The organism is Mycobacterium sp. (assembly GCF_044370595.1).
GTDB lineage: Bacteria > Actinomycetota > Actinomycetes > Mycobacteriales > Mycobacteriaceae > Mycobacterium.
Map to the genome: position 1 here is coordinate 1 of NZ_JBILVF010000012.1, position 12,505 is coordinate 12,505.

Here is a 12,505-nt window from a genome sequence, read left to right on the forward strand (position 1 = left end):
GAGGGTTCGACACCGCCGCCCTTGGCGGGTCGGGCATTTCGACGAAGCGGTATCCGGGCCGGGTGATGAAGCGCCGGCAGATCCCCCGGCGCAGCGCCACCAGGTCGCTTTTAGCCTCGCCCTTGTCCATCGCGAAGAACACCTGGGTGTCGTTGAGGGCCCGGACCGCCTGGGCCGTCACGTAGTCGGGATCGCCCACTCCGATACCGATGACGTGGACGGTACGCATACCGCCGAGCCTATCGGCGGGCAACCAGCGCCCACCGGCCCAGCAGTGCGGCCGCGAAGCAGGCACCCACGATTCCCGAGACCAGCAACGGCAGGCGCCCGTCATCGCCCCACAGCAGACCCGCCCACACCCCGGCGACGAGGATGGCCAGACCGCTGCCGCCCTGGAACGCCCCCTGGGCGGTGGCCTGCTGGTCCGCCCCGGCCAGCGCGGAGACCCATGCTTTGCCGACCCCGTCGGTGCAGGCGGTGAACAAGCCGTAGACACCGATCAGCAGCCAGGCCAGCACCGGGTCGCTGGTCATCCCCAGCCCGATGTAGCCGACCGCGAAGAAGACCAGCCCGATTCCGAACACCGCCGAGCGGGGCAGTCGGTCAGCCAACATTCCGGCCGGGAAGCTGGCCAGGGCGTACACCAGGTTGTAGGTGACGTAGGCCAGGATCACCTCGACAACACCGAAGCCGATCTCGTTGAGCCGCAACAACAGCAGCGCGTCGGGAAAGTTCACCAAGCCGAACCCGACCACCACGGCGGTCACCCGCCAGAACCGGCTCGGCAGCTCACCCACCCCCCGCAGGAAAGGCTGGCGGGCGGGCCGTGGGCCGCTGCGCGGCTTTTCCCGGACCAAGGTGATCAACAGAACCGACAGCACCGCCGGCACGATCGCGATGTACAGCAGCGGGGCGATCTGCTGATCCAGCAGTTGATAGCCCACCAGACCGAGCAGTGGACCGATCACCGCGCCGAAGGTGTCCATGGTGCGGTGGAATCCGAAAACCTTTCCGCGGGAACCTGCTTCGATACCGTCGATCAGAAGCGCATCGCGTGGCACGCCGCGCAGGCCCTTCCCCAGCCGGTCGACCACCCGTCCGGTCAGCACGCCCGGCCACGCCCCAGCCATCGCCACGATGGCTTTGCCGAGCGCCGCCATCCCGTATCCGGTGGCGATCAGCGGACGACGGGCGAAGCGGTCACCGAGTGGTCCGACTGCGATCTTGGTCATCGAGGCTGCCCCCTCGGCCGCACCCTCGATGGCACCGACTACCGCCGGTGGCGCCCCCAGAACGGTGGTCAGGTAGATCGGTAGCAGCGGATAGAGCAGTTCGCTGGCGGTGTCCTGCAGGAATGACACCGCAGACAGGACCCGCACGTTCCGATTCAGCCAGGGTGTTCGCGCTCGACGCGGCCTCACGGGTGTGACGCCGGAGCCAACACGAAGAAGTTCTCCTCTTCCTGCACGAAGTGCAGGCACAGCACGGCGTACAAGCCGTACAGGCAGGCCAGCAGATCATCGCTCTGGTCGTCGGTCACGGTACCGGCAACCTCGGCGATCTCCCGGTGGCTGTGCAGTCGCTGAGCCAGCCGGTGGATCTCGGCGTGCATCCGGCTCATGGTGGCGGTGGCTTCGGGGCTCCCCAGCGGTCGGGCCAATGCCGGGTAAAGCGCGCTGTCCTCGGCGTCCTCATGCGGCAGCACGGTGTCGCGCAGGAAGCCGTCCGCCGCGCGCAACGTCACCAGAGCGGCACTGCGCTGTCCCGCGCTGATCTGCTGGGCGACGTCGCGGAGCACGGATAGTTCGTCGCGCATCCGGTCGTGCTCGACGGAAAACCGCTGCAGCATTTCCCGGGTCGGTTGGTCAAGCCGCACCGCTGCAGCCGGGTCACCGCGCAGCGCCCGCAGCGCATTGAGGATCACCGCCAGGTCGATACCCTCCTGCAGCAGCGCGCCGGCCGCCGGCGCCAGCAGGCCGACGGCGGCAAAACCCATGGCCACCAACGACAGTCCCATGCCGACGACTGCGCTCTGCACCGCGATGCGCCGCGATCGGCGGGCGATCATTTTGGCATCGGCCAACCGGTCGAGGCGGTCGGAAGTCAGCACGATGTCAGCCGCTTCGGAACTGGCCGTGGATCCCCGCGCCCCCATCGCGATGCCGACGTCCGCGGCGGCCAGTGCCGGCGCGTCGTTGACACCGTCGCCGACCATCGCCGTCACCGCCCGCTCCCGCTCGACACGAACCCGGGCTACCTTGTCGGCAGGGGTCTGCTGGGCGGCCACCTCGTCGAGGCCCAGTACCGTCCCGATCTGCTGGGCCGGGGCCGGCCGATCCCCGGTGAGCATCACCAGTCGGGTCATACCGGCCGCCCGCAGTCGACGCAGAGTGCGCGGGGCGTCCGGGCGCAACGGGTCGGCGAGCAGGATTGCGCCGACGATGTCACCGTCGACCCGGACCCAGGCCACTACGGCGCCGTCCAGCGAGGCCCGCGACAACACCGAGGCCACCCAGTCCTCGTGCTGCCCGTCGAGGCCGAGGTTGCCGACCTGCACCCGGCGTCCGTCGACGGTCGCCACGACCCCGGCGCCGGCCTCTTCCGCGGTGTCGGTGGGCATGCTCAGCGTCAGTCCGCGCAGCCTCGCCTCCTCGACGATCGCCGCGGCCAGGACGTGTGGAGAGAGCTGGTCAGCGGAGGCCGCAAGCCGAAGCACCTCGTCGAAATCCCAGCCCGGCGCGGTCACCACATCGGTTCCGCGCGGCCGTCCCGACGTCAGGGTTCCGGTCTTGTCCAACACCAACGTGGTGGCCCGGCCGAGTGTTTCCAGCGGCCCACCCCCCCGCACCAAGACCCCGATCCGGGACGCGCGCGACAGGCCGGAGACGATCGCGACCGGTGCGGCCAGCAGCAAGGGGCAGGGTGTGGCGACCACCAGGACTGCTACCGCCCGGGCGGCCGATCCGCTGATCCACCAGGCCAGCCCCGCGACGGCCAGCGCCAGCGGGACGAACCAGGCGGCCACCCGGTCGGCCAGCCGCACCACCGGGGCCGATTCTGCGGCCGCCTGTTTGGCCAGCCGCACGATGCCGGCGTAGGTGCTGTCCGCGGCGGTGGCGGTGGCCCGGATCTCCAGCCCGCCGCCGGCGTTGAGGCTGCCGCTGCGCACCTGCTCCCCGTTGCCGTACCGCACCTGCAGGGGTTCGCCGGTCAGCGCCGAATCGTCGATCTCGGCGTACTCCGAGTGCACCCGCCCGTCGACCGGGAGTACTTCACCAGGGCCGACGATCACAATGTCGGCCACCGCGATGTCGTCGAGGTCGACCACTTCGACGACGTCGGCGGTGCGCCGTCGGGCGGTACGCGGCACCCGGTCCAGCAGCGCACGCAGATCCTTGGTCGCGCGCCGCTCGGCGGCGGCGTCCAACGCCTGACCGGTGGCCAGCATCACCGCGATCAACGCGCCGGCCAGATACTCACCGACCGCCAGCGATCCGGCCAGCGACAGCACCGCCAGGATATCGACGCCGAAGCGTCCCGCCCGCAGGCTGGCGATCACCCACCAACCGGCCGGCAGAATCGCCGCGACGGTGCCGGCGATCCAGCAGTAGTCGGCGATCTGGGGCGCACCACTGATCCGAGCGACACCCCCGGCAACCAAAGCCGCCAGCGTCACAACGAATAGCAGCCCGCGCAGGTTGACCATGACCACATCAGTCTGTCAGTGGGCAGCCGAACAGGTGAAGGGCCGTTCCGCGATAGCATCACCCCGTGTCGACTTTCAGCGGGCTGCCGGCCCACCCACTGCTCGTCCATTTCGTGGTGGTGCTCGCGCCACTGACCGCGATCTTGGCCATCCTATGTGCGGTCTGGCCGGCCGCGCGGCGGCGGTTCGTGTGGTTGGTGGCGGCGTTGGCCGGGATCACAGTGGTACTGACGCCGATCACCAGCGAAGCCGGGGAGTGGCTGTATGAACGCACCCCCGACTCGCCGTTCCTCGATAAGCACGAGCATCTCGGCGAGACGATGATCTACGTCGCGATCGGCTTGGTCGTGGCCGCGGGCCTGCTTGCTTTTCTGCATGTCCGCACGCAACGCGACAAGCACTCGGCCGTCCTCTCGGCGATCGTGGCAGTCGCCGTGATCGTGATCGGAGTCGCCGCGATGATCCAGACCTACCGGGTAGGTGACTCCGGGGCCCGTTCGGTCTGGAACGACGTGAGCACCACGGCGCCGGCCGAGGGCGGCTGACCACCCGGTCTGCTAAACCGCCAACGGCCTTCCCCGGGCGGCCTCTACGATCGGTAGGTGCGATTCACCTACGCCGAGGCGATGACCGATCCGAGTTACTACATCCCGCTGGCCAAAGCTGCCGAAGCCGCCGGCTATCACGCGATGACGATCCCCGACAGCATCGCCTATCCATTTGAGTCCGACGCGAAATACCCGTACACCCCGGACGGCAACCGTGAGTTCCTCGACGGCAAAGCTTTCATCGAGACCTTCATCATCACCGCGGCCCTCGGCGCGGTGACCACCAATCTGAACTTCAACTTCTTCGTGCTCAAACTGCCGATCCGCCCGCCGGCCCTGGTGGCCAAGCAGGCCGGATCGTTGGCCGCGTTGATCGGCAACCGGGTCGGCCTGGGCGTCGGAACAAGCCCGTGGCCCGAGGACTACGACATCATGGGGGTGCCGTTCGCCAAGCGCGGCAAGCGGATGGACGAATGCATCGACATCATCCGCGGGCTGACCTCCGGGGACTACTTCGAGTATCACGGCGAGTTCTACGACATCCCCAAGATCAAGATGACGCCCGCCCCCAGCGAACCGATTCCGATCCTGATCGGCGGGCACGCCGACGCCGCCCTGCGCCGGGCGGCCCGCAACGACGGCTGGATGCACGGCGGCGGCAACGAGGACCTCGACGAACTGCTGACCACGCTCAATCGCTACCGCGAAGAAGAAGGCACCGCCGACAAGGACTTCCAGATCCACGTCATCTCGATCGACGGCTTCACCGTCGACGGATGCAAACGCCTGGAAGACAAGGGCGTTACCGATGTGATCGTCGGTTTCCGCATCCCCTACATCAACGGCCCGGACACCGAACCTCTCGACGCCAAGATCCGCAATTTGGAGATGTTCGCCGAGAACGTCATCGGCAAGGTGACTTAAGAGCCGCCCGGTTCACCCCGGCGCACCTCGCCGGCGTGGGTACCGCGATACGGTCAAGAGGTGGGTGGATATCACGACATCTTTCAAGCCAGCCTCGACGACCCGGCGGCATTCTGGGCTCGCGCTGCCGCAGCGGTGTCCTGGACCAGGGAACCCCGGCGAATCCTTGACGACACCCATCCACCGTTCTACCGGTGGTTCCCCGACGCCGAACTGAACACCTGCTTCAACGCCCTCGACCGGCATATCGAACAACGCGGCGACCAGCCGGCGCTGATCTACGACTCGCCGGTCACCGGAACCAAGCGCACCTACACCTATCGCGAATTACTCGACCACACAGCGCGTTTCGCCGGGGTGCTGCGCGAGCTTGGGGTGGGTAAGGGCGACCGGGTGGTGCTGTACATGCCGATGATCCCCGAGGCGGTGGTGGCGATGCTCGCCTGCGCCCGACTGGGCGCGGTGCATTCGGTGGTATTCGGCGGCTTCGCCAGTCACGAGTTGGCCACCCGCATCGACGATGCGCAACCGGCGGTGATCGTCTCGGCCTCCTGCGGAATCGAGCCGACCCGGGTGGTGGAGTACAAACCAATGCTCGATCACGCGCTGCAGCGGGCAACCCATCAGCCCAAGGCGTGCGTGATCGTCCAACGCGACCGGCAGCGCTGCGATCTGCGGGAGGGCCGCGACCACGACTGGGCCGATCTGATGGCGACCGCCCAGCCGGTTGAGCCGGTGCCGGTGGCCGCCACCGATCCGCTCTACGTGCTCTACACCTCCGGCACGACCGGTAAACCCAAGGGCATCGTCCGCGATAACGGCGGCCACGCGGTGGCCCTGACCTGGAGTATGGCCAACATCTACGGCGTCGGACCCGGGGAGGTGTTCTGGGCGGCCTCCGACGTCGGCTGGGTGGTGGGCCATTCCTATATCGCCTACGGCCCGTTACTGGCCGGGGCGACGACGGTGCTTTACGAAGGCAAGCCGATCGGGAGCCCTGACCCCGGCGCGTTCTGGCGGGTGGTGTCCGAACACGGGGTGACGGTGCTGTTCTCCGCCCCGACCGCGCTGCGGGCCATCCGCAAAGAGGACCCGCAGGGCTCCCACATCGGCCGCTACGACCTGTCCTCGTTGCGGTATCTGTTCCAGGCCGGTGAGCGGCTGGATCCCGACACCTATGCGTGGGCCTCCGAGGTGCTCGGGATACCGGTGATCGACCATTGGTGGCAGACCGAGACGGGCTGGGCGATCGCCGCCAATCCCGTTGGGGTGGAGCAACTCCCCCTCAAGGCTGGATCGCCGACAGTGCCGATGCCCGGCTACGACGTCCAAGTCCTGCACCCGGACGGGTCGGGGTGTGCGCGTGGCGAGGAAGGCGCCATCTGCATCCGGCTGCCGTTGCCGCCCGGTACGTTACCCACGCTGTGGGGGGACGATACCCGCTTCGAGGCGTCCTACCTGTGCGAGCATCCCGGGTTCTATCTGACCGGCGACGGCGGATATCTCGACGACGACGGCTACCTGTTCGTGATGGGCCGCATCGACGACGTCATCAATGTCGCCGGGCACCGGCTGTCGACAGGGGCGATCGAAGCGGTGGTGGCCGCCCACCCGGCGGTGGCAGAGTGCGCAGTGATCGGGGTGGCCGACGAGATCAAGGGCCAGGTTCCGCGCGGGTTCGTCGTGCTTAAGGCCGGGGCCTCGGCAACCGGCCTCGCAGAGGACCTGGTGGCGGCGGTTCGGCACTCGATCGGCGCGGTGGCCTGTTTCAACACCGTCGATGTCGTGCCCGCACTGCCTAAGACCCGGTCCGGCAAGATTTTGCGCAAGACCATGCGCGGTATCGCCGACGGGCACGACGAGCCGGTGCCGTCGACCATCGAGGACCCTGCGGTGTTGGACATATTGCGCCCGGTCTTGAAGGGCGACAAGTGACACGGACGGGCATTCTCGGGCCCGCGCGGTAACGATCCGCCTCTCAGCGGACTCATTCGCCGAGTATCTCTCCACCGACGGCACCTCGGCTGGGCGGGGCGCTGAGCATTCCACGTGCTGTGGATGGTCGGCGACGACCAGGGCGCCTTCAACGAACCTGTCAACCGTTAACTCTCGCCGTGGGGCGTCGTCGCGGGGCCTAGTGAACTAGCGCAGCCGCAGTCCGTAGCTGACTAGGTCGGCTGCCTTCTCGATCAGTTCAGCGAGCGCTTGCGGGTTCTGCCGGAGGTCGTCGTGTCGCCAAGCCAGGCTGATGATGCCGTTCCAGCTCGCCCACAGGATGGTGGCGGTCTTCTGCGGATCTATCTGGCGGACAACGCCTTCGGCGATACCTCGTTCGATCGCATCGACCATCCTGGCGTTCTGCTCGTCGACCCGTTGACTCAACAGCGCCGCAGTATCGGCCGCTGCCGGATAGGGGCCGGGTTTGGTTGGAAATGCAAGCATCCGGAAGAACTGCGGATGGTCCAGCGCGAAGCGCAAGTACTGTTCGGAGGCGGCCAGGAGTTGTTGGATCGGATTGCGGTCGGGCGTGTAGGCGCGATCCATATAGTCGCGATCGACGTCGAGCGCCCGGGCTACCACCGCGGCGTACAGACCTTCCTTGCTGCCAAAGTTGTTGTAGATCGAGCCCACCGCCACACCGGCGTGCTGGCCGATCTCCTCAACGGTCACTTCCTCCACCGGACGCTCGGCGAACATCTGCTGGGCAGCGGCCAACAGAGCATCCATGGTGCGCTGCTTGCGCGGGTCCACACGGCGTTGCGCGACGGCTTCCACGAGGGCGATCGTACTGCGGAAAGCCGATTATTAGAACGCTTGCAATACGTTGAAGCCCACCTTACGATCAGGCGCATGTTGAAACCGTTGCAACAAGTTCCGGTTGGCTGGGAGGTTCACCGTGTCGGCTGACGCGCGCCTGCGGGCCCTCGGCATCGAACTGCCGGACCCGTTCCCTCCGGCCGGCGAATACATCAACGCCGTCCGCACCGGCGATCTGCTGATCCTCGGCGGACACGTCCCGTTCAACCCGCCGCAGACGATCGTATTCGGCAGGCTGGGGGCCGACCTCGACGTCGCCGCCGGGCGCGAGGCCGCACGGCTCGCCGCCATCACCGCGTTGGCCACCCTGCGTTCCGAACTCGGCACCCTCGACGCGGTCAAGCGGATCGTCCTGGTCCGCGGGGTCGTCAACGCCGCACCTGATTTCATCGGCCACACCCAGGTGATCGACGGCGCCTCGGAGGTTTTCGTCGATGTGTTCGGTGACGCCGGGCGACATGCGCGCCTGGCTGTGGGTGTGTCGTCCTTGCCCGCCAACATCGCGCTGGAGATCGAAGTGACCGCCGAGGTCAGGTCGTGACTCGACAAACCGCGGAACCGACACTGGCCACCGTCGGCAGGCTGGGACGCGCGCAGGTCGAGCAGACGCTGCGCCGCGTTGCCAGGATGATGGGCCGGGGCAGGCCGGAACGTCTGGCGCTCAGCGACATTGGATATCCGGACACCCCGTCCGCCCTGGAGTCTGCCAGCCTTTTGCAGGCTGAGGCCCCCGGCGTGCTGGCCGCCCACAGTTACCGGACATACCTGTTCGGCGCCGCCCTGGGAACCAGGGACGGCCTCGACTGGGACGCTGAACTGCTGTTCATCTCCGCGATGCTGCATGATCTCGGCCTCACCGACTTCATCGGCGGTGACGGCCCCTTCGAGCAACGCGGCGCCGCAGCAGCCGAGGCCTGGCTCACCGGTCAGAGCTGGCCTGCTGAACGAGCGGCATTGGTCGCCAAAGCAATCCGGATGCACATGGACGTCGGCCGCGCCGGCAAAGAACGAGCCGAAATCGCACTGCTGCACTTCGGCGCAGCCGCCGACGTCACCGGTATGCGGCTCGAAGACATCCACCCGGAGACCGTCGCGGAAGTCCTCGATGCCCACCCCCGAGCAGGCTTCAAGCGGTTCTTCGCCGAGAAGGTCCGCACCGAAGCGCGGGCCCACCCGGCTTCTGTCACAGCGGGCCTGTGTCGCTGGGGCCAATTCGCCTGGCGTATCGACCATTCACCGTTTCCGGAGTGACGATGATTCAACCCCTCGGCAATCCCACCATGGCGACACTGCTCGCCGCGGGCCTGATCTTCCTGCTCGCCTTGGTCCTCGGGATCTGGAAGTACCGGCAGATGGCTACCAGCCCTGACCACCTCGCCCACCCTTACGTCGACATCGCCCACCGCTCAGCGCTGCTGTATTCGTTCGCCACCCTGCTCGTCGCGGTGTTCGTCGAACTGAGCGCATGGCCGTCCTGGGTGAACGCGGCCGCCTCGGCGACGATCATCGTCTTCTTCGTCGGCGCGATCGGCAGTTACATCCTTCACGGCGCCAAACGCGATACAACGAACCAACTCAGCCAACCGGGCCGCAGCATCCACCTGGCGATGACAGCATTGATCGTCGGCGAGATCGGTGGCTTTCTGGTTCTGCTGGCAGGCTTCTTGCGGGGGTGGATGTGAACACCACCGCTGCACCACCCGCGCTTCTTAGGCCGTCGTCGACGAACATGGGTGAGTGAGGCCCCGGCCCCAACCCCCAACACAACGCCCGGGGTCACCCCACACCGTCTAGAACATCAATGCTCAGCCGCGCAATGTTGCATCTACTGCAATAACTCCGATGTCACGTCGGCCGGGGCCTTGTCTGGGCGCAGTCCGCGCCAACTCGGATGGCGCAACCGACCGTCGGAGGTCATCTCGCCGTAGCGGACCTCCCCGACCAGTTCGGGCCGGACGTAGGTGACGTCTTTGGTCTCCGGACGGGGCAGCGCCGGGTGAAACGGCGAAGTCTGCGTGTGCAGGGGCGCGAGAGTGGCTTTGAGGGCGGCCAAGTCCTTTTCGGTGAAACCGGTGCCGACCCGGCCGATGAAGCGCAGGCCGCCCTCCTCGGGAATTCCCAGCAGCAGTGCACCGATTCCGCTGGACCGGCCGCCCTCACCCCTGCGCCACCCGCCGATCACGGCCTCCTGAGTGTTCCAGTTCTTGTCCTTGATCCACGCCGAGGACCGTCGGCCCGGCTGGTAGGTGGAGTCCCACTTCTTGGCCACCACCCCCTCCCACTTGCACTTGCGGGAGTACGCCAGCGCCTCGGGACCGGCGCCGTCCAGCAGCGGCGGGACGATGAGACCGGTTGCCGCCGAGAGGGTTTCCAGCACCCGACGGCGGTCCCGGTATTGGGCCCGTAGCAGCGACCTTCCGTCCAGGCTGAGGACGTCGAAGGCCCAGAACTGGACTCGGGTGGCCCTCGCCCGGTTCTGCATTTCGCTGAAGTTCGGCACACCGTGGCTGTCCAAAGCGACCACCTCGCCGTCGAGGATGGCGTGATGGTCGGCCAAAATCGTTGCCAACTGCTGCAATTGGGGGTACTCCCGGGAGACATCGCGACCGTTGCGGGTTTGCAGCCGCAGCCGGCCACCGTCGACTTCGACCAGCATGCGGTAGCCGTCGAACTTCCCCTCGAAGGCCCACTGCCGCCCGTTGAGCTTGTCTACCGACCCGAGGGTGGCCAGCATCGGCGCCAGGTCCCCTACATGGTCGACCGGCTGTTCTTTCATCCGGTGCGCCAACCACTGGTCGCCGTCGGTCTGGATCAGGGCGTAGCGTCCTGCGATCCGCTGACCGCGCAGGTCGACGATCACCTCGCCGCCTTTGCCGCCGGGGCCGAGCTTGAACTTCTCCGCGGTGTAGGTGCCGGTGTCCCAGACCACGACTTTGCCTGCGCCGTACTCCCCCTTGGGGATGTCGCCTTCGAAGCCGGCGTATTCCAGCGGGTGGTCCTCGGTATGCACCGCAAGGTGGTTGGCAGCGGGGCTGTCCGGCAGGTTCTTGGGCACCGCCCAGGACACCAGGACACCGCCGCGTTCCAGCCGGAAGTCGTAGTGCAAGCGTCGGGCCCGGTGTTCCTGAATGACGAAGCGGTTTCCCTCTCCGTTGGCGGGTGGTGCCGCGGGTACGGGTTCGGGGGTCTTGCCCGCATTCCGCATGCTGCGGTATTTGGTCAGTTCATCGACAGTCTGTCCGTCCAGGCCAGCCAGCAGATCGCCGTACTCGGCCGCCCGGGTCAGCACCTGTTCGTACTGCAACTGCTCCAGGGCGGGTTCGGCGAGTTCCTCCCAGGTTCGCGGTGCCGCGACGGTCGGCGTCAATCGTCCGCGCAGCGAGTACGGCGCGATGGTGGTCTTGGCGGCGTTGTTCTGACTCCAGTCCAGGAACACCTTGCCCGCACGCAGACTCCTGGTCATGGTGGCCGTCACCAGAGTGGGCATGCTCTGCTCAAGTTGTTGGGCCACCTTGCGGGCAAGCACAGCAGCCCCGGCGCTGCTGATCGGCTCGGCCAGCGGCACATACAGATGCAGACCTTTGCTGCCGCTGGTCAGCGGAAAGACGGGCAACCCGATGTCTTCCATCATGTCGCGCACCGAGTGGGCCACTTCGCACAACTGAGCCATCGTGACGCCCTCGCCAGGGTCGAGGTCGAACACCAGCCGGTTGGCCGGACCGGGACGGCCGTCCGGGCCGAAACGCCATTGCGGCACATGGACTTCCAGGGCGGCCTGTTGGGCGATCCAGGCCAGCGCCGTCGAGCTGTCGATCACGGGGTAAACGGTGTCCCCGGACCGATGCATCAGCGTGCCGCGATGCAGCCATGACGGCGCCGACTTGGCCAGCTCTTTTTCGAAGAAGGCTGTTCCGTCGACCCCGTTGGGCCACCGCTTGCGGGTGGCGGGCCGCCCGGCGATGTGGGGCAGCATGAACTCGGCGATGACGGTGTAGTACCGGAAAACATCGGCCTTGGTGGTGCCGGTTGCCGGGTAAAGGACCTTGTCCGGGTTGGTCAGCCTCACCAGCGGCCCGCTCTTCGCACCGGGGGGCCAGACGTCGGTCACCATCACACGGTATTACCCGCTGATACCGTGGAACAGGTGATCAGGTTCTCGGCCGCGGCGCTGGCGCTCGTCGCGTTCGCCGCCGCGCCGACCGCCGCGGCCGACCCGCAGGACCTCGAGCCCGGCTGCGGGGAGGGGCAGGTAGCCGGCCCTGGCGCGTGCACGCCGGAGCCGGTGGACATCGAGCCGGGGAACGACCTCTTCGGATCGCCCGACCTCATCCCCGGCGCGTTCCCCGGGGCCAACCCCAATCTCCCGCCCGGGCCGACCCCGAAAAACTTCCCCATCGTCATCCCACTCGGAGTGACGCCGTTCAACATTCCCTCCAATCTGCCGCTGGGCCCCACCCCACCGAGCGGTTTCCCCTTTCCCGGCGTCTAACCCGCGGGGATAGCGGCCCGG

The 12,505-nt window shown here is 67.3% G+C and carries 12 protein-coding genes; 7 read left to right on the forward strand and 5 right to left on the reverse strand.

The genetic code is table 11. The features are described from left to right. The 3 genes from ADBZ5N_RS03110 to ADBZ5N_RS03120 form a co-directional block, all read right to left on the reverse strand. Positions 1 to 229, reverse strand: a 229-nt coding sequence (locus tag ADBZ5N_RS03110; protein ID WP_526256027.1) for an SAM-dependent methyltransferase, incomplete at its 3' end; no start/stop codon positions are given. Between the two features lie 10 nt (positions 230 to 239). Next, positions 240 to 1,379 (reverse strand): MFS transporter, encoded by a 1,140-nt coding sequence (locus tag ADBZ5N_RS03115; RefSeq protein WP_526256028.1) that lies wholly within the window; start codon positions 1,377 to 1,379, stop codon positions 240 to 242. 38 nt (positions 1,380 to 1,417) lie between these two features. Next, positions 1,418 to 3,706: a heavy metal translocating P-type ATPase gene (locus tag ADBZ5N_RS03120; protein ID WP_526256029.1), complete on the reverse strand. Its 2,289-nt coding sequence runs from the start codon at positions 3,704 to 3,706 to the stop codon at positions 1,418 to 1,420. 65 nt (positions 3,707 to 3,771) lie between these two features. On the opposite strand from ADBZ5N_RS03120, the gene ADBZ5N_RS03125 reads away from it, so the two are divergent. The 3 genes from ADBZ5N_RS03125 to ADBZ5N_RS03135 are packed head-to-tail and all read left to right on the forward strand — an operon-like array spanning position 3,772 to position 7,113. Next, positions 3,772 to 4,251, forward strand: a complete 480-nt coding sequence (locus ADBZ5N_RS03125; RefSeq protein WP_526256030.1) for a DUF2231 domain-containing protein — start codon at positions 3,772 to 3,774, stop codon at positions 4,249 to 4,251. A gap of 57 nt (positions 4,252 to 4,308) precedes the next feature. Next, positions 4,309 to 5,178 carry an LLM class flavin-dependent oxidoreductase gene (locus tag ADBZ5N_RS03130; protein ID WP_526256031.1) on the forward strand — a complete coding sequence of 290 codons (870 nt, stop codon included), beginning with the start codon at positions 4,309 to 4,311 and terminating at the stop codon, positions 5,176 to 5,178. 60 nt (positions 5,179 to 5,238) lie between these two features. Then, positions 5,239 to 7,113 carry an acetate--CoA ligase gene (locus ADBZ5N_RS03135; protein ID WP_526256032.1) on the forward strand — a complete coding sequence of 625 codons (1,875 nt, stop codon included), beginning with the start codon at positions 5,239 to 5,241 and terminating at the stop codon, positions 7,111 to 7,113. Positions 7,114 to 7,320: 207 nt separating this feature from the next. Here ADBZ5N_RS03135 and ADBZ5N_RS03140 read toward each other — a convergent pair whose 3' ends face one another. Next, positions 7,321 to 7,953 carry a TetR/AcrR family transcriptional regulator gene (locus tag ADBZ5N_RS03140; protein WP_526256033.1) on the reverse strand — a complete coding sequence of 211 codons (633 nt, stop codon included), beginning with the start codon at positions 7,951 to 7,953 and terminating at the stop codon, positions 7,321 to 7,323. Positions 7,954 to 8,074: 121 nt separating this feature from the next. On the opposite strand from ADBZ5N_RS03140, the gene ADBZ5N_RS03145 reads away from it, so the two are divergent. From ADBZ5N_RS03145 to ADBZ5N_RS03155, 3 genes are read left to right on the forward strand one after another with little or no spacing between them, the layout of a single operon-like run. Beyond that, on the forward strand, positions 8,075 to 8,536 hold the full coding sequence (locus tag ADBZ5N_RS03145; protein WP_526256034.1) for a RidA family protein: 462 nt from the start codon (positions 8,075 to 8,077) through the stop codon (positions 8,534 to 8,536). After that, a complete protein-coding gene (locus tag ADBZ5N_RS03150) occupies positions 8,533 to 9,246 on the forward strand; it encodes an HD domain-containing protein (RefSeq protein WP_526256035.1) in 714 nt (237 codons plus the stop codon). The genes ADBZ5N_RS03145 and ADBZ5N_RS03150 overlap by 4 nt, the downstream gene beginning before the upstream one ends. A gap of 2 nt (positions 9,247 to 9,248) precedes the next feature. Then, positions 9,249 to 9,677, forward strand: coding sequence for a hypothetical protein (locus tag ADBZ5N_RS03155; RefSeq protein WP_526256066.1), 429 nt, complete (start codon positions 9,249 to 9,251; stop codon positions 9,675 to 9,677). A gap of 143 nt (positions 9,678 to 9,820) precedes the next feature. Here the strand turns inward: ADBZ5N_RS03155 and ADBZ5N_RS03160 are convergent, their stop codons facing one another. After that, the gene (locus tag ADBZ5N_RS03160) at positions 9,821 to 12,103 is read right to left on the reverse strand and encodes an ATP-dependent DNA ligase (RefSeq protein ID WP_526256036.1); all 2,283 of its coding nucleotides are present in this window, start codon (positions 12,101 to 12,103) and stop codon (positions 9,821 to 9,823) included. A 36-nt stretch (positions 12,104 to 12,139) separates the two neighbouring features. On the opposite strand from ADBZ5N_RS03160, the gene ADBZ5N_RS03165 reads away from it, so the two are divergent. Further along, positions 12,140 to 12,484 carry a hypothetical protein gene (locus ADBZ5N_RS03165; RefSeq protein WP_526256037.1) on the forward strand — a complete coding sequence of 115 codons (345 nt, stop codon included), beginning with the start codon at positions 12,140 to 12,142 and terminating at the stop codon, positions 12,482 to 12,484. Positions 12,485 to 12,505 lie beyond the last annotated feature (21 nt).

Bases quoted from the DNA above. Each gene is read 5' to 3' on its own strand.
- ADBZ5N_RS03155 (WP_526256066.1), top strand. From the start codon at position 9,249: ATGATTCAACCCCTCGGCAATCCCACCATGGCGACACTGCTCGCCGCG.
- ADBZ5N_RS03120 (WP_526256029.1), bottom strand. From the start codon at position 3,706: ATGGTCAACCTGCGCGGGCTGCTATTCGTTGTGACGCTGGCGGCTTTG.